The organism is Mesorhizobium sp. M2E.F.Ca.ET.219.01.1.1 (assembly GCF_004016445.2).
Classification (GTDB): Bacteria; Pseudomonadota; Alphaproteobacteria; order Rhizobiales; family Rhizobiaceae; genus Mesorhizobium.
In genome coordinates, this window is sequence record NZ_SADT02000010.1 from 1 (window position 1) to 19,298 (window position 19,298).

Consider the following 19,298-nt stretch of genomic DNA (forward strand, 5'->3'; position numbering starts at 1 on the left):
CGCAGCGGTGTGAGACGGGCATTCTTATGGATGTTCATTCGGATCCTCCGATGGATGCTGAAGCGTGGTAACTCCAGTCTCCTCGGTCCGGTCCGAATGGACAACCTCCCGAAAGCTCACAGCTAGCCGATCATGTGCCCGGGGAGCATCCAGTTCGAAAGCTTGCTCTAAGCGGCTTGGTGACTTGGCCGAGGTCACCCAGGTGGAAATGACCAACACTTGGGGTAAGCCTAGTGGCGCTCCCCTCGATGATGTCTGGCGGGGTGGTTAGCCGCCTCCGTGGGACAAGATCAGTCTACACGAATGGGCTATAGCCTCTCCTCGCCTGCCTCACTGGCCGTCCTTCAGAGCCGGCCACACGAGCTTTTGTCTTTCAGCAGGGCGTTTTTCTCGCCAGCTACAGAGCCACACCGACGCCATTAATGAGCGTCCAGTCGACGGGTTGGATGGCCCTGTCCATCTTGCCCAGCACCTTGGCTTAGCATTTGCCGGTGCGGCGGAAGCCTTCAAGACGCAGTTCTTGACCTTCTCCAGATCAGCCTCGGATGGATATCGGCAAGGGTTCAGCTCGTCCTTTTGAACTTGCGCATCTTCGTGTTGGCCAACCCCAGGCCGCCCGACATATTTGCGGTCTATCCGGCACCTCAACTTCGAACAACCTTGCGGCAAGCTCTTGGGATAGCCCACGCTCGTGCCTCCACCACCCGCTCAGCAGAGCCAGATTTGTCGTTGATGGCACGGAACTTGCGGAGTCATTCGCAGATGCGTCACGGACCGAGAGTGTCGTCCCATGAATTCGATCACCAAAAAGGCCGCCCGACGTTGCTGGGACCGCCTGCAATTACCTTATCCCAGAATTGGGAGCAACGGCTTCAAAAGGGATAACTCATCACCTCAATTTTGTCGATCGCGCGGCCATCGAACCGCAGCCATCGATCAGACTTCCGCCTCGTTGCACTCATTGCGACCGCCTTGGTGCTTGCGACAACCGCTCAATTCTGGCTGCCAGGATAACCACATATGGCGACGGAACTTCCTGCTTCAAAGCAATATAGAGATCGTCGATCATCCCCCCATCAAGGCCTCGATCGAGGACACCGCGTTCGGCTTGCTTGGTTCGCAGTGAACAGACCGCACTTCGACGAATGCGATCGATGCGACCGCGCCGAGAACTCTCCCGCATTGTCGACGGTTGGGTCCGTCGGCCCTCCGATGAGGCCTCGGATGCGTCGGGCGCCGAGGCCTCGACTGATGCCGACTGGCCGCCGCCGGAAGGTCTCGCGGCTTTGATCCCCGGCGATGTAGCCACCCCTGCTGCAACAGCTCCTAGCCGGAGAACTCATTCATGACCGAATCGGCGACAGATTTAGTGGACGCGGCTTTGTTCGACCGAGATCGGCTTGACCCAGAAAGTCCCTATCAACGTTCTGGCCCTGCATGGGGTGCCATCATTTCGCTTTCCTTCGGCACCTTCGGGCTTGTGACGGCAGAGTTTCTGCCCGCCAGCGTTCTGACACCGCTCGCGCATGATCTCCGTATCACCACGGGCACGGCTGGACAGGCGCTAACAGCGACCGCAATCGTCGCGGCGATCTCGGCACCGATAATCGCCATCGTGACAAAGCGTCTGGACCGCAGGGTCGTCATCTGGGCGATGACGCTCCTGCTGATCCTGTCGAACGTTCTGGCAGAGGTTGCGGGGTCGCTGCCGGTTTTGCTGGCGGCACGCGTCGTCCTTGGCATATCGCTTGGTGGTTTTTGGTCTATTTCGGCAGCGTTGGCGATGCGGCTGGTTCCAAGTCACCTCATGCCGCGCGCCATGTCGATCATCCTCACCGGCGTTTCTGTCGCCTCCGTCTGCGCGGCTCCAATCGGCGCTTATGTCGGTGACATTTGGGGATGGCGAGCCTCGTTCAAGGTCGCCGCAATCGTGAGTGCCGTTGCGCTGCTCGTGCAACTCGTAACCATTCCGCCACTGCCTCCGATCGAAGTGCGCAGATTCCGCAGTCCGCTGGATGTCGCGAAGAATCCGGCGATGAAGGTTGCGGTGCTAGTCGTGCTATTGGTCGCTTCCGGCCAATTTGCCAGCTTCGCCTACATCCGCGCCTTTCTCGAGAGCGTTCCTGCGCTCGAAAAGAAGTCAATCCCGCTCGTGTTCCTTGCTTTTGGCACGGCCGGCGTCTTCGGCAATTTAGCCGGCGCATTCCTCACCAAACACAGTCTCAAGGCGGTCGCGGCCCTGCCGCCCCTGCTCATTGCCGTAGCCGCTGTCTCGCTCCTGACTATGGGAGCATCGGCCTTGACCTCGGCAATTGCAGTTGCCGTATGGGGCTTTGCTTTTGGCGCGGTCCCGGTCGGATTGCAGACATGGATGGTGCTACGCGCCGCTCCGAAACAGGCCGAGAGCGCTGGTGTACTGATGGTCATAACCTTCCAAGTGGCCATCGCAGCCGGCACAACTTTCGGTGGCCTATTGGTGGATCACACGGGTATTGCCAGTGTCTTTGTCTACAGCGCGGTTGCCACGTTCCTCGCTGTCTTGACAGTATTTTTGCTCGGCCCGAACCGCAAAACCTGACCGCCTGGTGGGGAGTGACGGTCGGCGGCGTTCACGCTATTGCCACCTCTGAGCTCGGCCCAAAGGCCGCGGCTTCGTCGTAACCATGCGGTCGATGGGGCAGCGCCAAATTGCTTCCTGCTCATCGCGTTGCGATAATACAGCGCGCTTATTGCGTCATCGTGTCCCCGGTCTCGGCTTCAATGCCCGGCTACTGGCTGCGGAGGCAGATGGGCGCCGGCGTCCCACCGACGACGATCGGTCTTTTCTCATGTAGCTGTCGGGGAAACGAGGCAGGTTTTCCGCCAGAACCCGCCAGTCGTCGCGCTCGCGTTCGCCTTCCTTGCGCGCACCGAACAACTGGATGATGATCTTGCCGTCGGACCCATATGCTTCGAGCGAGGTGACGTGACTGTCATTGGTCGGCTTGCGCACGGCCCAAACCTCACGGATTTGGTGGGTCCTGAGATGCAGCCGGAACGTTTCGTCCAGCACATGGATGCACGGCCCGATCTGCTTGACCGACTTGATTAAGCCGGAATGGGTCTGGATAGAACCTCGGTTGCCGACGAAGCACATGATCGGCAATTCGTCTTCGGCCGCACGCTGGAGCACGGCGCCAACTGCGGCATTGTCGAGCAGCCAAGCGTAATCCTGGCCGACCATGCGCAAAGCCTGGCAGCGGCTGAGCTTGAGCGTCTTTAGAAGGTTGACGTCAGTCAGCCGGCTCCAGTGCTCGCGTAGGTCGTCCACCGTGCCGGCCCAGTCCGCAGTCCTCGCGCCCAGGTCGGCTACTCTCGCCTTAAGCGACATGGTCGGCTCCTGGTTGGCGGATACGAGCTCGGCCACCAGCTTTCGATAGGCATGAAGGTTGGAGACCGGCCTGAGATGCACCTTATGCACTGCTGCGCCGGTGGCGTCGAAGAATTGCAAACTGCGCTGGATTCCGCCGCGATGGCGCCTTTCAACAGCGAAACCATACCTCCAAGCTTGCGGGAAGACGCGAAGGTCGAATTCGTCACCAAGGACCATGGCGTGATTGTTGCCGGTTATCACTCTGTTGAAGACGCCAATCTTTTCGTGCACGGCACCTTGATTGCGGGTCAGCGCCGTCACTTCGCCCACGAATTCGAGGCCCGTCAGAACGTGATTGACGCGCGGGTCGATGCGTGCCGCGCCGAAACCGCAATGGGCCGCGACCAGTTCCGCTTCCGAAATGGCCAATTGGGCTGCGAAATCACGCGCGGGAATGTTCGGACAGACTTCCCACGCACGCCGGATTTCGTTGGGCGACCGCTTCTTGCGCTGATCCATGTTTTTACCCCTGCCCCGTTCTTCTTTTGACGATCGATCGAAAAACGGGCCTCAGGGGTGTGCACGGCGGACGCGATCGATCGTCAGGCACATGCCAGTCGAATCCTGTCTCCGGGCGGTCAGCGGCCAATCGCCGGTAGAGAGCGATTGTTGGGTGGTCGGCGCCAATCGGCCGATCGAGCATTCGGGTACCACCGGCGGTGCTGCTTTCCCACTCAAGGCGGGTCTGATGGATCATATTGCTCTCCTTCGTTCTTCGATTGCGAGGGCAACCCAAAGGTGAATCGGCCGGCAATTTTGCCGCCGCAACGAAGGCTTCACAAAAATCGTGCCAGTTGCTCCGCGGCAAGCTCTGAACATCTTTGGCTCTGTTCATTGCTTTACGCGTGAGTGCATCGCGAACTCAGGCGCCCTTCCTGTGACGCGGACGCGACAAATCCGACAGTAAGTGTCGGTTGTCGGACGTCTCCCCAGCAATCGAGCATAAGAGACGTCGGGATGTCCTACGGTTTTTGACACGTCTTCCCTTTGGCACGGTCCATGCGAGATGATCCGCGAAAACGTCGGACCGAGGAGAAATCGAGCCATGATTACGCTCACCGACAACGCTGTTGCCGCCATCAAGGCCGCTCTTTACCGCGCCAGCGAGCCGGCGGAAGGATTTCGCATCATGGTCCATGCCGGCGGCTGCGCCGGCTTCCAATACTCAATGGGCCTGGAGAGCGTCTCACGTGAGGGCGATGCGATCATCGAGCGAGATGGGCTCAAGGTGTTCATGGATAGAGGCTCCCAACCCCATGCAGCCGGCATGACCGTGGACTTCGTCACTGGGCTCGAAACATCCGGCTTTGTTTTCGATAACCCCAATGCGCGTGAGACGTGCGGCTGCGGCAAGTCCTGCAAATGATTGCGAGGGAACAGGCTATGTTCGACTATAGCGACGCCAAGGAATACTGCGTCGAACCGGCACCGCCGGCGCTCTGGAACCGGCCGACACGCACTGTCGGCCCGGAACAATTGCGTTCGGTGATGCGCCAAATCGCGATCATCGATCGTTGCCGTGGGCAAGCAAACAAAATTGCCCGAAACAGCTGAATTCCCGGCAGATGCCGCCACCAAAGGGCAATGTCGACAGCGACCGGTCAGCCAAGCCATCGCTCGCCCGGCCGCCCACCTTACCAGATACGATATGCGCCAGAGGTTCAATGGCCCGCCTACCCTTGAATCATTTCAGCAGTTGAAGGATCACTCCCATGAACCCTGTCTATCTCGACAACAACGCAACGACGCGGGTTGATCCTGCAGTCGTTGGAGCGATGTTGCCTTTCTTTACGGAGCAATTTGGCAATCATTCGTCCATGCACGCCTATGGCGCATCGGTTGCTGAAGCCGTGAGAAAGGCGAGGCAACAGTTGCAAGCCCTCATCGGCGCGGGATTCGAGGACGAGATCATCTTCACCTCGGGCGGGACTGAAAGCGACAGTACAGCCATCCTTTCGGCGCTGGAGGTGATGCCCGACCGAACGGAAATAGTGACTTCCGCGGTTGAACATCCGGCCGTTCTGAAGTTGTGCGCGCACCTTGAAAAGACGCGCGGCGTCAAGGTGCACATTATCCCAGTCGATCACCACGGCCGGCTCGACCTGGACGCCTACAGAACCGCTCTCACTCCACAAGTGGCAATCGTCTCGATAATGTGGGCGAACAATGAGACCGGTACGATCTTTCCCGTGGTTAAGCTTGCCGATCTAGCCAGGGAAGTCGGCGCGCTTTTCCACACTGATGCAGTGCAGGCGGTCGGAAGGCTTCCGATTGAGCTGAAATCGACCGCGATCGACATGCTGTCGCTCTCCGCCCACAAGCTGCATGGTCCAAAGGGGATAGGCGCGCTTTATGTAAGACGTGGCGTGCGCTTCTCCTCCATGATCAAGGGTGGGCACCAAGAGCGCGACCGGCGTGCAGGCACTGAAAACACACCCGGCATAGTCGGACTGGGCATGGCGGCCGAACTCGCCTTGAAATTCATGGACGAGACAAAACGAATAAAATGGTTGCGCGACCGCCTTGAGAACGGGATCATCCAGCGCATCCCAAACACATCCATCAACGGCGATCCGCAAGAGCGATTGCCAAACACTGCAAACATTGGATTCGAAGGTATCGAAGGCGATGCAATTCCAATTGTCCTGAGCCGGCTGGGAATCGCCTGTTCCGCCGGGTCCGCCTGTGCCTCTGGCTCACTGGAACCGAGCCATGTTCTGATCGCTATGAACGCGGCATGTGGGGCAGTCCGCTTCTCCTTGTCGCGTGACAACGGCGAAGATGACGTAGACCGCGTGCTTGAGGTCCTGCCTGCGATCACCGAGAAGCTACGGGCCGTTCCCAGTGCTGGACTGTGCGGGCGAGGTGCAGAACAGCTTCATTCCGGCCCGGGTCCGAGCGGCACAATAGCCGACGAGCCGTGAGGTCTTCCTCAACGTGACGACCCTGCGCAATGGAGAGCAGTCAAACTCGGGGTCGCCTTCACCACTTCAGAAAAGCTTGAGATCGCCAAGTCTCTTGCCCAGCCGCCGTGCCAGAGGTCGGCACGCCGTCAGCAATGTCACCAATGCATCGACACCACAATTACGCGCCGGGAGAATACAATGAACTGCTCCGCTGATAGCCGCCCGATCGATCGCACCGATATCCTAGCGCGACTGAAGGGCCTGTCGGCCGCGGAGGACTTCTTCGCCTGCCTTGGCGTCTCCTACGACCCGAAAGTGATGAATGTCTCGCGGCTCCATATCATGAAGCGCGTGGGCCAATACCTTGCCGAAGAAGATTTCTCCGGTCTGCCTAACCAGGTAATCGCCGCGCGGGTGCGCGCCAAGCTGGAACGCGCCTACGAAGATTTCGCGACTTCCTCGCCGCTCACGCAACGTGTGTTCAAGGTGCTAAGGGACCACGATCCAAACATATGTCCCGCACCTGGCCGCGCCTTCGTCCCGCTCGACTCTGCACTGAAGCGGTTCGGAAAGTAATGAGCCCGACACGGCTGCGACGCGACAATGTCGAGAAGTCGACAAATCCAGTCCTCATGACGCCTCCTCGGAAGCAAACGAAGCCACCTTCTGGAATAGAGGCAGGAAGACGACTTGGCATGAACGATGCAGGCAATGAGGCGAACCGCCAAGCACGAATCCGGACTGGGAGCTTAGAGAAACCGCCAATGCATATCGTAATCTGCATCAAGCAGGTGCCGGATTCGGCACAGATCCGCGTGCACCCGGTGACGAACACGATCATGCGTCAGGGTGTTCCGACCATCATCAATCCTTACGACCTGTTCGCCCTCGAAGAAGCGCTCAAACTGCGCGACGTTCATGGTGGCGAGGTTACTGTGCTCACAATGGGTCCGCCCATGGCGGAGGACTCGCTGCGAAAGGCGCTCGGTTACGGTGCTGACCGAGCAGTTCTCTTGACGGACCGCTATTTTGCCGGATCCGATACGCTGGCGACTTCCTTTGCTCTTTCGCAAGCAATCGCAAAAATTGGGGAGACTTTCGGCAGGCCGGACATCGTCTTCACCGGCAAGCAGACGATTGACGGCGATACCGCCCAGGTCGGACCGGGCATAGCCAAGCGCCTAGATTTATCGCAACTTACCTATGTCGCGAAGATTGCCTCCATCGATCTCGATACGCGAGAGATCGAAGTCGCGCGTCGCGCCGAAGGCGGCACCCAGTTGCTGAAGAGCAGACTCCCTTGCCTCATTACCATGCTGGAAGACACCAACGAAATCCGCCGGGGCTCGCTCCAGCAGGCTCTGTGCGCGGCGCGCAGGCAAGTCGTGAAGTGGACTGCAGCCGACGCCGGCATTGACGATCTCACCCGGTGCGGTCTGCGTGGCTCGCCTACAGTCGTCAAGCGTGTTTTCGCCCCCACCGCACGGGCAGAAAGGGCGGCGCAGATCGACACCGCGGAAAGGGGCTTGCAGGACATAGCCGATGAACTCATCGCCGATATCTTAACCCGCCGGCCGGCGCTGGAACATGAGCTGGCCTTCAACAGCGGCACGTGACGGCCAGGAGCAGAAAATGTCGACCGCAAGCCAAACCACCCCTCGCATTGCCCCCGGCCGTGCCGGTGTAAAGAAAGAACTTCCCGACCATTTCAAAGACTACCGGCACGTGTGGGTCTTCCTCGAGCTCGAACGCGGCAATGTGCATCCTGTATCATTCGAACTGCTGGGCGAAGGCCGCAAATTGGCCGACAAGCTTGAAGTCCAGCTCGCGGGCGTCGTGCTGGGACCGCCGGGCGAGATGGTCGAGGACGCTGTTGCCGAGGCCTTCGCTTACGGGGCGGATCTTGTCTACATCGTCGATGCGCCGCCGCTCGCCGACTACCGGAACGAGCCGTTCGCCAAGGCGCTCACGGATCTGGTCAATACCCATAAACCCGAAATCCTCCTTCTCGGCGCGACCACACTGGGCAGGGATCTTGCAGGCTCGGTAGCGACGACCCTGCAGACGGGGCTCACGGCCGACTGCACCGAACTTGATGTAGATTCCGACGGTTCACTCGCCGCGACCCGTCCGACTTTTGGTGGCTCATTGTTGTGTACGATCTATACACTAAATTACCGGCCGCAAATGGCGACGGTGCGACCAAGGGTCATGCCTATGCCGCAACGGGTGGATAAGCCGGTCGGGCGTGTCATGCGGCACAAGCTGTCGCTCGTTGAGGACGATATCGTCACCAAAGTCCTCGGCTTCCTACCGGATAACCAGTCGGCAATGGCAAATCTTGCCTATGCGGATGTCGTGGTTGCGGGAGGCCTCGGTCTCGGAGCGGCGGAGAACCTTCAGCTTGTGAAGAATCTTGCCCGAGCGATCGGCGCCGAGCATGGCTGTTCGCGCCCCTTGGTCCAGAAGGGCTGGATGCCGGCTGATCGACAGATTGGACAAACTGGCAAGACCATTCGACCGAAGCTTTACATCGCGGCCGGAATTTCCGGCGCCATCCAGCACCGAGTTGGGGTCGAGGGGGCCGATCTCATCGTCGCGATCAACACCGATCCGAACGCGCCGATTTTCGAGTTCGCCCACCTCGGGATCGTCACGGATGCAATCCGCTTCCTGCCCGCACTGACGGAAGCCTTCACCCGGCGGCTGTCGCCGCACAGTCGAGACAAGCTTGCGAGTTGAGGGAGAGGACATGATTGAACAATTCGATGCCATAGTGGTCGGAGCCGGCATGTCTGGAAACGCAGCTGCTTACACTTTGGCAAGCCAGGGGCTGAAGGTACTGCAGTTGGAGCGCGGGGAATATCCGGGCTCTAAGAACGTCCAGGGTGCCATAATGTACGCGAACATGCTGGAGAAGATCATCCCGGACTTCCGGGATGATGCGCCCCTCGAGCGGCACCTGGTCGAACAGCGACTTTGGGTGTTGGACGACACGTCTCACACCGGAATTCATTACCGGTCGGACGACTTCAATGAGGCGAAACCCAACCGCTACACGATCATTCGCGCCCAGTTCGACAAATGGTTTTCCCGCAAGGTGCGCGAGGCTGGCGCGACGGTCCTGTGTGAGACGACCGCGACGGAACTCGTCCGTGATGGCAATGGCAAGGTGATCGGCGTCCGCACAGACCGGGCTGGCGGAGTGGTCTTCGCGAATGTGGTCGTTCTCGCAGAAGGGGTGTCGGGATTGCTTGGCACTCGCGCAGGCCTGCGCGAGATGCCGAAGCCGGAGACCGTGGCGCTTGCCGTCAAGGAAATGCATTTCTTGCCCGAAGAGGTCATTGGCCAGCGGTTCGGGGTCAAGGGCGATGAAGGCTGCGTAATCGAGGCCGTGGGCACGATCTCTCGCAGCATGGCCGGGCTCGGCTTCCTTTACACCAACAAGGAGTCGATATCACTCGGCATCGGCTGCCTGGTCTCGGATTTCGCCGCGACGATGGAGAGCCCGTCCGCCCTCCTGGATGCGATGAAAAACCATCCTTCGATCCGGCCGCTGATCGCTGGCTCGGAGGTGAAAGAATATGCCGCCCATCTTATCCCCGAAGGTGGTTACAAGGCCATTCCGCAGCTCTTCGGCGACGGTTGGGTCATCGTCGGCGACGCAGCGCAACTGAACAATGCCATTCACCGTGAGGGTTCGAACCTTGCCATGACCTCGGGTCGTGTCGCGGCTGAGGCGATCATCAAAGTCAAAAGCCGCAACGGTCCTATGACCAAAGCGAACCTTGCGCTCTACAAGACGATGCTGGATGACTCCTTTGTGATCAAGGATCTTAAGAAATACAAGGACATGCCAGCCTTGCTCCACACCAATTCCAGCAACTTTTTTGACAGCTATCCGCGGCTGATGTCGCATGCCGCTCAGAACTTCATGCGTGTCGACGGCACGCCGAAGATCGAGAAGGAAAAGAACACCACGGCCGCCTTCATCAACGCGCGCTCGCGCTGGGGGTTGGTCAGCGACGCGGTCCGCCTGGCATTGGCATGGCGCTGAAGAGGGTACAAGATGACGATCGCAGTGACGAAGGTTCGTGTCGAGGACAAACTTTACCAGAACCGCTATCTGGTCGATTCCGGCCGCCCCCATATTATAGTGCGACCGCACGACAAGCCAAGCGCGAACTTGCTTGCGTTGACCTACGTCTGTCCGGCGAAATGCTATGAGTTGAATGACAAGGGTCAAGTCGAGATCACCGCCGACGGCTGCATGGAATGCGGCACCTGCCGGATATTGTGCGAGAAAGGCGGCGACATCGAGTGGAACTATCCGCGCGGCGGCTTTGGTGTCCTGTTCAAGTTCGGATGATCAGCCGGGACCGTGCCAAGAGCATGCCGGCAGCGAGCAACTGCGGCACACCATGAGCCTCTCCATCCACTTGCAAAGAGCTAGTGAATATTGGCCTTTCGCAATTCAAATTTCCTTGACTCGTTAGCGGTGTCCTCAGGCCACGGCGCTGCCCTGTGCGCCGGACTTACCACCGGTCACGTGGTCGAGCCCCTTTGGGACAACGCCCGGCCATCGTGCCGGATGGCAGCCACAACGGCCGGTGAGCAAGTGGAACGGCACAACCCATGGCAAAGACGTATGTGCTAGTGCATGGTGCCTGGCATGGCGGATGGTGTTGGCGGGACGTGGCTGCCAATCTTCGCAAGATGGGATGCCACGTGACCACGCCGACCAGGTGTCGGCGAACGCGCACGTTTGCTGTGCAAGGACATCACGCCCGACACATTCGTGACCGACATCGTCAACCACATTGTGACGGAAGAGCTGAGCGATGTGATCCTTGTCGGTCACAGTCTAGGCGGCATCAGCATCACCGGCGCCGCCGACCGGATACCCGACCATATCAGCCATCTCGTTTATCTCGACAGCGCCATCGTCGAGAGCGGTCAAAGTGTATTCAGCACCATGCCCCCCGACATCGTCGCGGCCCGTCGAAAATTGGTTGCGGAGGAAGGACGGGGTATCTTCATGCCGACTCCGCCGCCAACAGCATTCGGCATTCCCGAGGGACACTCGCTCACGGACTGGGTGCGGCGCCGGATAACACCGCATCCGGCAGGCACCTACGAAAGCGGACTTAAGCTCGAGCACCCGCTCGGCAACGGCAGACCCCGAACCTATGTCGTCTGCACTAATCCACTCCACCCGCCGATGGCGGGAGCGCGAGAATGGGTCGCGAAGCAGGATGGCTGGGCGTGGCAGGAACTCGCCACTGGCCACGACGCAATGATCCTCGCGCCGACGGAAGTTGCTCTCCTTCTTAGCGCAGTCGGCTGAGGAACCAAGTAGGGTGAGCGGCGGCCGATTCTCAGGCCGTGGCCTTGAGCTCTGGTGCACGGATAGGCCCAACGGGTCGTTCCGGTGGCGCCACCGAAACCACTAGGCGGGAGTGGCCTGTCCTGCCGACGTCGCAAGCTTGCGAGCGTTCCGCCGCGGCCGCAGCCCGTAGCGCCGGGCAACCTCCGAGATCACCGCGTCGGCTCCAGGGTCTCGGAATGACTCCGTGCCTTGTCGTCCATCGACCAATGCCGCCGACCAACAGCGCCGTTGATCACCCTCGAAAACGCCGAGGCTGCCGCTCAGGGTCAATCGTAAGTTCAAGTTCAGACACAAGCCGATCTCCGATCCACCTCAGAATCGGCAGGCCCACAGATCGCGGGTCCTCCTGGAAGGACACAGCGCTTACCCTTGAAATATGGAGAACCATGGCTTTGCGCCGTCGGCAGTTGAGCTGATCTCGCAATGCTATTTCCCCGGCAACGTCCGAGCCGGAGAACTGCGTGCTTGGCGTTCTCCTCTGGAAGGAACCAATCTTTCGGAACGTGGCAATGTCATCGACGAGCTCTCACGGGCCAGCACGATGCCGGTTCGGCGCATCGGCGCCCCCTGAACACGAGATAGCCACTTGCGATTCTAACGATACGGCCGGACGGGGGCTGAGACCGCGGCGGACGGAGCGTGACGGCTGATCGACACAATGGAGAAGGCCGGCTGGGTTCAGGCTAATGCGGCTCGAATTCTCGGCCTCAAGCTGCGACAAGTCGGCTAGGCGATACGCCGGCATAGTATCGAGGTGAAGGAAATTCTAAGAGCCTGATGAGCCAATCGTCAGGCCAGTGGTCTTGCGCGCCCTGTGCGCGACAAGGAGTGCTTCGTGCTTCTGAACGGATTTGGACTTGCACTGTCGCAAGCAGGACAAAATTGTGTCGCGCCGGCCTGACACAATGCGATATCGACCCGAATAGTGAACTGAAGCCGCTTTTTTCAGTTGGTATGGCTCTTGCACCTTGAACCGCGACGTTACCAGCAACGGAGCCGTTTGATGTCCTCACCGACAGTTTCGATTGAGGGGCCGACTAGCACGACATCCGAGGGTTTTCTGGCAGCCGCGAAATCCGGTGGCTGCGCATCGTCCTCCTACGGCTCGTCGCCGACCAGCCCGGGCGAAGGGGATCCGGCTATTTGGGAAAGGATCAAGGATCACCCCTGCTTTTCGGAGGAAGCGCATCATTATTTCGCGCGTATGCATGTGGCGGTCGCGCCGGCTTGCAATGTCCAGTGCAACTATTGCAATCGCAAATACGATTGCGCCAACGAGAGCCGGCCTGGTGTTGTGTCTGAGAAGTTGACGCCCGACCAAGCGCTACGCAAGGTCATCGCCGTTGCCAACAAAGTTCCGCAGCTTTCGGTTCTTGGCATCGCTGGGCCGGGGGATGCCTGTTACGATTGGGAGAAAACGAAGGCAACGCTCGACCGCGTCATCAGGGAAATCCCCGACATAAAGCTGTGCGTCTCCACTAATGGGCTCGTGCTGCCGGACCATGTCGCCGAGCTTGCCGAAATGAATGTTGATCACGTGACGGTCACCATCAACATGGTCGACCCGGAAGTCGGCGCGAAGATCTATCCATGGATCTTTTATGAAAATCGCCGCTACTTCGGCATCGAAGCCGCTCGAATCTTGCACGCGCGGCAGATGCTGGGCCTGGAGATGCTGAGCGCGCGCGGCATCCTCACCAAAATCAACTCGGTGATGATTCCTGGAGTGAACGACCAGCACCTGTTTGAGGTGAACAAAATGGTCAGGGAGCGGGGCGCGTTTCTGCACAACGTGATGCCTCTGATTTCGGACCCGGCGCACGGTACCCACTACGGACTCATCGGGCAGCGCGGCCCAACGGCAATGGAGATGATGGCTCTTCAGGATCGACTTGAAGGTGGCGCCAAGTTGATGCGCCACTGCCGGCAGTGCCGGGCAGATGCTGTCGGCCTGCTCGGTGAAGATCGTGGCCAGGAATTCACGCTGGACGGGATTCCCGACGATGTCGCCTACGATGCTGGCAAGCGTCAGGCCTATCGGCAGGTGGTCGCACACGAGCGCCGTGATCATGAGGCGGCGAGGAGCGAGGCCATCGGTATGGTCAAGGCAACAGACTCCGAAAAGTCGCTTCTGGTTGCGGTGGCCACTAAGGGAGGTGGACGGGTCAACGAACACTTCGGCCACGCGAAGGAATTCCAGGTTTATGAAGTCTCGCCTAGAGGGATCAGCTTGGTCGGGCATCGGAAGGTCGAGCGGTATTGCCTCGGAGGCGGGGGCGAAGACGCCATCCTCGAGGGCGTCATCGCAGCGCTCGAAGGCATACACATAGTGCTATGCGCCAAGATCGGAAATCGCCCGAAGGAACAACTCTCGCGAGCTGGACTGCGCGTAACCGACGCCTATGGCCATGACTACATCGAGACCGCAGTCAGCGCACTTTACGCGGCAGAGTTTGGGATCAGACCACTAGCGGCGACGGCCTGAGCCGTCTCGTCCGATAACCAGGAGTTAGAATGGCTTTAAAGATCATCGCATCCCAATGTACCCAATGCGGGGCCTGCGAGTTCGAATGTCCTTCGGAAGCGATCAAGTTCAAGGGCGACGCCTATGTGATCGATCCAAACAAGTGCACCGAATGCAAGGAGGCCTTCGATACGCAGCAATGCGTGTCGGTCTGTCCGGTACCGAAAACCTGCGTTCCCGCTTGATTCCTACCGAAACGGTCGGGTTCGCCGCACGACGACGCCTGCAACCCGCGACCACAACAAAAGCCTCGAGAAAGGAATGGACAGCATGTGGTCCAGACGCGAACAGGAGGTCGAAATCGGCAGACCGCCACGGTTCATGCAGGGTGAGCGGGTCCGTGCGATACGCCACATAAAAAACGACGGCACCTATCCCGGCAAGGAGATCGGCGAAAACCTCGTGCGGAAGGGCGACGAAGGCTACGTGCGCGACATTGGAACCTTTCTCCAGCAATTCTTCATCTATGCGGTCGAATGGATCGATCGTGGCACGGTCGTCGGCATGCGAGCGCGCGAACTCATTAGCCTCGACAAAGTCGAGGTTCCCTGCGGAGCTGAAGGCATTTCCAACGGGGGAACAGCCGGATGAAAGTAATGATTCGCAGGACCGCTACTGGCTTGTCGGCTTATGTCCCCAAGAAGGATCTCGAAGAGCCGATCACCGAGATTGAGAACGCTGACTTATGGGGCGGGACCGTGACGCTCAGGAACGGTTGGCGGCTCATGCTGCCCGACCTTCCGCGCGACACGCGTTTGCCGATCACCGTCGAGGCGATGAAGATTTCCGACGGGGCCTGATGCCGGTGGGTTCAGTGGCGGAGAGGAAACGCGTATGAACACGATGCTGAGCTGGGACCATCTCGTCGTCGTCCGGGGCAGTTTTGCCAAAAAACTGATTGACCTGCTGAACGGCGCTCTCAAGGCCGATCGAGTGATCCCCTATCTCGGTCCTGGTCTTCTGCAGCTTAACCCACCGGAATCACCTGTACCTTGCACCCCTGAAGATGTCGCCGCGGCCCTCAACAAGCGGGCGCCTGCCCCTTCCAGGATTCGCACCAATATGTGGTCGGTCGCGCAGTTTATCGAGCAGCGCCGACATCGTCGGACTCTCCAAGCGTGGATGGCGGAGATATTCGCAGCCCCCGCCGAGCCGACCGTTCTTCACGCCTGGCTCGCAACCCTTCAACTGTCTGTCATCATCGACAGCTGGTACGATGGCGCCATGCGAGCAGCCCTTGCAGAGGCCGGCCAAACAGACGTTGTCGAGATACAAGGAACGACGCGCGCGACCGGAATCGGTAACATCTGGACGAGAACTTACGATTTGTCAGGAACAGAACTCGAGGCCGAACAAGTGGCTAGGACGGTGCTCTATGCGCCGCACGGCAGCGTCAGGCCGGCGGCAAACTTCCTCGTGGCTGATTCCGATTACGTCGAAGTCCTAACCGAAATTGATATCCAGACGCCGATCCCGGACGCGGTGAAGCAACGGCGCGTCAACCGGGGTTTTTTCTTCGTGGGCTGCCGCTTCAACGATCAGATGCTGCGCACATATGCCAGACAGCTGATGAAGCGCTCCACTGGCCCACATTTTGCGGTGATCGATTCGGCTACGCTGACCAGAAACGAACGTCGTTTCCTTGCCGAAGGCGCAATCACGGTCATCGACATGCCGATCCGCAACGCCGCGGCTCGCCTCGTCGGGGTCGATGCTAGCCAGGATTAATGGCCGGCGATTGCTGGTGAGTCGCTGCTTGCCTCCAAGGGCGAAAACTCAGTTGGGAATACATTCGTGAGTAGTAATGCTAGTGGCAGCACAACGTAGGCTCTGAATTCGTTGGGCGATGTGAAAGGGTCCGCTGCTGCGGGACGTGAGCACGTTGCGGCGGCATTACGCACATGATCTTGTGACCCCCGTGGCAAAAGAACTGAAGCGCCCGAGTCGCGACAACATATGCAGCGCTCAATGGCTTCGACAAAAATTCGGCACAGTTTCGACAGTTCGCATGCACCTCCAGGGTCAACGAGGTTGATTATGCCTGTTTATGTGGGTCGGCCACGCGAGCAGGAATTCCCACTACCTTTGCCCCGGCGGGAACATCTCGTGTGACCACGCAGCCAGCGCCTACCACTGCATTATCACCAATCGTGACGCCAGGCAGAATGATTGCTCCACCGCCGATCCAGACACGGCTGCCAATGTGAACAGGACGCCCGACCTGCAGGCCGGCCTGCCGCTGCTCGGCATCATGTGGATGATCGGCGGTATAAATCTGCACAGCAGGCCCAATTGCCGTTCCTTGCCCGATTTTGACCTCTACCACGTCAAGAATAACGCAGTTGAAGTTGATGTAGGCATTGGCTCCAATGCGGATATTGAATCCGTAGTCGCAAAAAAAGGGCGGACGGATGACCGTTCCGCGCCCAACCTCTCCCAGCCGCTCGGACAAAAGCTCATGCCAATGCCCCGTGGTCTGCCCCAGCGTATCATTGTACCGCTTGAGCCAAGCCCCGGTGGCCAACAGGTCAGCTTGGATCTCCGGATCCGCCGCATTGTAAAACTCGCCTGCGAGCATCTTTTCTTTTTGGCTACGCATCATAGTCTCCCGTCAGGTCGTGTCCCGTACAGTGATGCAGGAACGCACATCAAACTGCCTCGGCAACTTTGTAACTCGGTCTTGCCGGGCGCGCGGTCGGTCACGAGCCGGGGCGACAGTTTCGTCTCGACCAACTTCCGCGAATTTGGATATCGCAGATCAACCGGTCGCAGGGGCCAATACCTGACGAGGTCGGCAACTGTCCAGCGGTCGAACTCACTTTCATGCCCATCTCAGATTGCGTGATATCGAGCGGTAAGCCATCAGCTAATGTATCGACCAGGTCCCGCCAGCGGAGATCTGCGCGTCGCCTCTACGCATGCTGGCGTGTCACCAATAATACATCGATTATTTCTGGATCCAGGCACGTCGAATTGATTTGCCTTGCGGTGTAGAGCGAAGTTACTAGCCATAGGATTACTCCTTTTTAGTTTGTCAGTCGCAGAGCCCCAGTATGACTACGTGGTAGAAAGCACACGGCCGGAATCTTGGCAGCGCTGTTCACACCCACTTCGTAAGCCTGGCCGATGGGCTCGCCAGAGCACCAATGCTTGACCTGCTCCAGCTCTTGCTCGGCGGGTTGTTTCAGAGACGCTTGATCTCGATACCGCGTTTTCTCAGCACGTAGCCGATCTGGCGCGGGGTCAAACCGAGCAGGCGCGCCGCCTTTGCCTGCACCCAGCCACACTTTTCCATGGCAGCAATGACCGTATCGGCATCGGGCACCCTACCACGACTCGTGGCAGGGCCTATCGGCGCTTGCCCGTCGCCGACGGGCGGGGCGGCACAGGCGGCGGAAGGCTGGATCGTAGTCGACTTCTCTGACGTCGGCGGTCCGTTCTTCCACAGCGCCGCGGCCAAGCACTGATCCGCGTAACAGGCAAAGTCAGTTCTGAGGATTGATGGACCCGTCGCCAGAACTGCCGTCCGTTGAACGCAGTTTTCGAGCTCTCGGATGTTGCCTGGAAATTCGCAGTTCATTAGCACCTCAATCGCTTCGGGAGCGAAGGTCAGCGTGTGATCATTCTCAGTATTGAAATTCTTGAGAAACTGAGCGGCCAAGAGCGGAATATCACCTCGCCTTTCGCGCAATGCCGGCACGCGTAAAGTGACGACGTTGATGCGATAATAGAGGTCTTTCCGGAACTCCTTGCGTTGAACTGCCGTTTCCAAGTCCCTGTTCGTTGCGGCAATCACGCGAACATCAACTTTAATGGTGTGGTTGCTGCCGACGCGCTCAAACTCCTGCTCCTGCAGGACACGCAGCAGCTTAGCCTGGAACGAACCTGATATTTCGCCAATCTCGTCCAGAAACAATGTGCCTTTGTCGGCAGCCTCAAAGCGCCCCTTGCGCAAACTGCTCGCGTCGGTGAAGGCACCCTTCTCATGACCGAACAAGTCAGATTCCAGAAGCGTCTCGGTGAGCGCCGCGCAATTGACCTTGATGAAGGGCTGCTTGGCGCGAGGCGAGAGCTCGTGAATGGCTTTGGCAACCAGCTCCTTACCGGTTCCGGATTCACCTCGCAACAGGACCGTAGTCTTCGCCTTGGCCACCTTGACAAGGTGCTCACGCAGCTTGCGCAGCGCCTGACTATCGCCAAGCATCTCCTTGCTGATCTTTTTACGTTCCATTTGGCAGCCCATCCCACTCCGCCACCCGCCGGTAGAACTGCACTGGACGGTGAGCTGTGTTGTATTTCGTCATCATCATTCTCGATCTCACCTTTGTTGCTTCGAAATTTTCGGCGCGCGGACGCCCTCGGCAAATGGCAATGGCGCCTGAGCATCGTTGCCTTTCACCAGGACGAGCGTCTTCCTCCGCGCGGGCGCTCGCAATATGCGGTTTGCGCAGGCCTTTACTCGACCGGTCGCTGTTCTGTCCGGCTTCTGCCGCACCGCAGCCTGCAAACTCATCCTTGACAAGAAAGGAGGGGAGTCAACCGAGCTCTCCTTGCATTTATGCAAGGAAAATTGTCAGTTTGATAGAATTCTATCAAAACGGCAGAAACGCCCCGCCCCAGTTTGGCTGTACCTGCGGCGTTCAGCGTACGTGACGACATGTGCGGACTTGTCCCAATTGCCATCCGAGTTGTGCGGAACAGTAGCTGCTGCGCTGTTCGCTTCAACCGCGTGAGGCCGGAGACAGTAGAGACGGCGGCTCGTCGAGCGAGGTTTCATTGTTCGGCTACTAAACCGGCTGTCCTTTGGTGGGAGTTGGTTTCGCCCAAGTTCTGGGCCTGGGGGCGTCTAGCCCGTTTCGCCGCACAGGCTCCTTCCACATCGTCGAGGCCGAGAAGGAGGGACCCCACAGCTCTCCCTGTATCACAATGCCCCGCCCCTCAAGCAGCTAGATACGACAGGTGACCTCAAATGAGGCGTCTTGCATGGCTTCTACACCTGCCTGAATGCCAGAACTGCGTTCGTACCGCCCATGGCGAAGGCGTTGCTCATGGCGACGCGCACCTTGC

The 19,298-nt window shown here is 59.0% G+C and carries 17 protein-coding genes and 2 pseudogenes; 16 read left to right on the forward strand and 3 right to left on the reverse strand.

Annotated features, from left to right (window positions below; translation table 11 throughout):
- Window positions 1–1,345: 1,345 nt before the first annotated feature.
- Window positions 1,346–2,578: an MFS transporter gene (locus EN862_RS33200; protein WP_127868905.1), complete on the forward strand. Its 1,233-nt coding sequence runs from the start codon at window positions 1,346–1,348 to the stop codon at window positions 2,576–2,578.
- Between the two features lie 261 nt (window positions 2,579–2,839).
- Here the strand turns inward: EN862_RS33200 and EN862_RS33205 are convergent.
- Window positions 2,840–3,871: pseudogene (locus EN862_RS33205) on the reverse strand (ChuX/HutX family heme-like substrate-binding protein); the annotation flags it as partial.
- A 586-nt stretch (window positions 3,872–4,457) separates the two neighbouring features.
- Between EN862_RS33205 and EN862_RS33210 the strand changes: the two are divergent.
- The 15 genes from EN862_RS33210 to EN862_RS33275 all read left to right on the forward strand — a co-directional run bounded on the left by EN862_RS33210 (window position 4,458) and on the right by EN862_RS33275 (window position 15,959).
- Window positions 4,458–4,778 carry an iron-sulfur cluster assembly accessory protein gene (locus tag EN862_RS33210; RefSeq protein ID WP_029356570.1) on the forward strand — a complete coding sequence of 107 codons (321 nt, stop codon included), beginning with the start codon at window positions 4,458–4,460 and terminating at the stop codon, window positions 4,776–4,778.
- Window positions 4,779–4,795: 17 nt separating this feature from the next.
- Window positions 4,796–4,966, forward strand: a complete 171-nt coding sequence (locus tag EN862_RS36390) for a hypothetical protein (RefSeq protein WP_165349961.1) — start codon at window positions 4,796–4,798, stop codon at window positions 4,964–4,966.
- Window positions 4,967–5,124: 158 nt separating this feature from the next.
- Entirely contained in the window at window positions 5,125–6,336 is a 1,212-nt protein-coding gene (gene nifS, locus EN862_RS33215) for a cysteine desulfurase NifS (RefSeq protein ID WP_126063817.1), read from the forward strand.
- A gap of 180 nt (window positions 6,337–6,516) precedes the next feature.
- Complete coding sequence (gene nifW, locus EN862_RS33220) at window positions 6,517–6,894, forward strand: nitrogenase stabilizing/protective protein NifW (protein ID WP_024505239.1); 378 nt, start codon at window positions 6,517–6,519, stop codon at window positions 6,892–6,894.
- 188 nt (window positions 6,895–7,082) lie between these two features.
- A complete protein-coding gene (locus EN862_RS33225) occupies window positions 7,083–7,934 on the forward strand; it encodes an electron transfer flavoprotein subunit beta/FixA family protein (protein ID WP_126063816.1) in 852 nt (283 codons plus the stop codon).
- Window positions 7,935–7,950: 16 nt separating this feature from the next.
- The gene (locus EN862_RS33230; protein ID WP_126063815.1) at window positions 7,951–9,060 is read left to right on the forward strand and encodes an electron transfer flavoprotein subunit alpha/FixB family protein; all 1,110 of its coding nucleotides are present in this window, start codon (window positions 7,951–7,953) and stop codon (window positions 9,058–9,060) included.
- Between the two features lie 10 nt (window positions 9,061–9,070).
- On the forward strand, window positions 9,071–10,375 hold the full coding sequence (locus tag EN862_RS33235; RefSeq protein WP_126080604.1) for an FAD-binding protein: 1,305 nt from the start codon (window positions 9,071–9,073) through the stop codon (window positions 10,373–10,375).
- A gap of 12 nt (window positions 10,376–10,387) precedes the next feature.
- Entirely contained in the window at window positions 10,388–10,687 is a 300-nt protein-coding gene (locus tag EN862_RS33240) for a ferredoxin family protein (protein WP_024505235.1), read from the forward strand.
- A 396-nt stretch (window positions 10,688–11,083) separates the two neighbouring features.
- Window positions 11,084–11,665, forward strand: a complete 582-nt coding sequence (locus tag EN862_RS33245) for an alpha/beta fold hydrolase (RefSeq protein ID WP_287152319.1) — start codon at window positions 11,084–11,086, stop codon at window positions 11,663–11,665.
- A gap of 700 nt (window positions 11,666–12,365) precedes the next feature.
- The gene (locus EN862_RS36615) at window positions 12,366–12,437 is read left to right on the forward strand and encodes a helix-turn-helix domain-containing protein (RefSeq protein WP_245467364.1); all 72 of its coding nucleotides are present in this window, start codon (window positions 12,366–12,368) and stop codon (window positions 12,435–12,437) included.
- A gap of 273 nt (window positions 12,438–12,710) precedes the next feature.
- Window positions 12,711–14,192 carry a nitrogenase cofactor biosynthesis protein NifB gene (gene nifB / locus EN862_RS33255; RefSeq protein ID WP_024505233.1) on the forward strand — a complete coding sequence of 494 codons (1,482 nt, stop codon included), beginning with the start codon at window positions 12,711–12,713 and terminating at the stop codon, window positions 14,190–14,192.
- A 29-nt stretch (window positions 14,193–14,221) separates the two neighbouring features.
- Window positions 14,222–14,416 (forward strand): 4Fe-4S binding protein, encoded by a 195-nt coding sequence (locus EN862_RS33260; RefSeq protein ID WP_024505232.1) that lies wholly within the window; start codon window positions 14,222–14,224, stop codon window positions 14,414–14,416.
- Between the two features lie 85 nt (window positions 14,417–14,501).
- Window positions 14,502–14,822, forward strand: coding sequence for a nitrogen fixation protein NifZ (locus EN862_RS33265; RefSeq protein WP_024505231.1), 321 nt, complete (start codon window positions 14,502–14,504; stop codon window positions 14,820–14,822).
- Window positions 14,819–15,031, forward strand: coding sequence for a putative nitrogen fixation protein NifT (gene nifT / locus EN862_RS33270; protein WP_024505230.1), 213 nt, complete (start codon window positions 14,819–14,821; stop codon window positions 15,029–15,031). Before EN862_RS33265 ends, nifT begins: the two co-directional genes overlap by 4 nt.
- 34 nt (window positions 15,032–15,065) lie before the next feature.
- Window positions 15,066–15,959: an SIR2 family protein gene (locus EN862_RS33275; protein ID WP_024505229.1), complete on the forward strand. Its 894-nt coding sequence runs from the start codon at window positions 15,066–15,068 to the stop codon at window positions 15,957–15,959.
- Window positions 15,960–16,266: 307 nt separating this feature from the next.
- On the opposite strand, the gene EN862_RS33280 is transcribed toward EN862_RS33275, so the two are convergent.
- The gene (locus EN862_RS33280) at window positions 16,267–16,833 is read right to left on the reverse strand and encodes a sugar O-acetyltransferase (RefSeq protein ID WP_024505228.1); all 567 of its coding nucleotides are present in this window, start codon (window positions 16,831–16,833) and stop codon (window positions 16,267–16,269) included.
- Between the two features lie 582 nt (window positions 16,834–17,415).
- A pseudogene (nifA, locus tag EN862_RS33285) lies at window positions 17,416–18,459 on the reverse strand (nif-specific transcriptional activator NifA); the annotation flags it as partial.
- Between the last annotated feature and the right edge of the window lie 839 nt (window positions 18,460–19,298).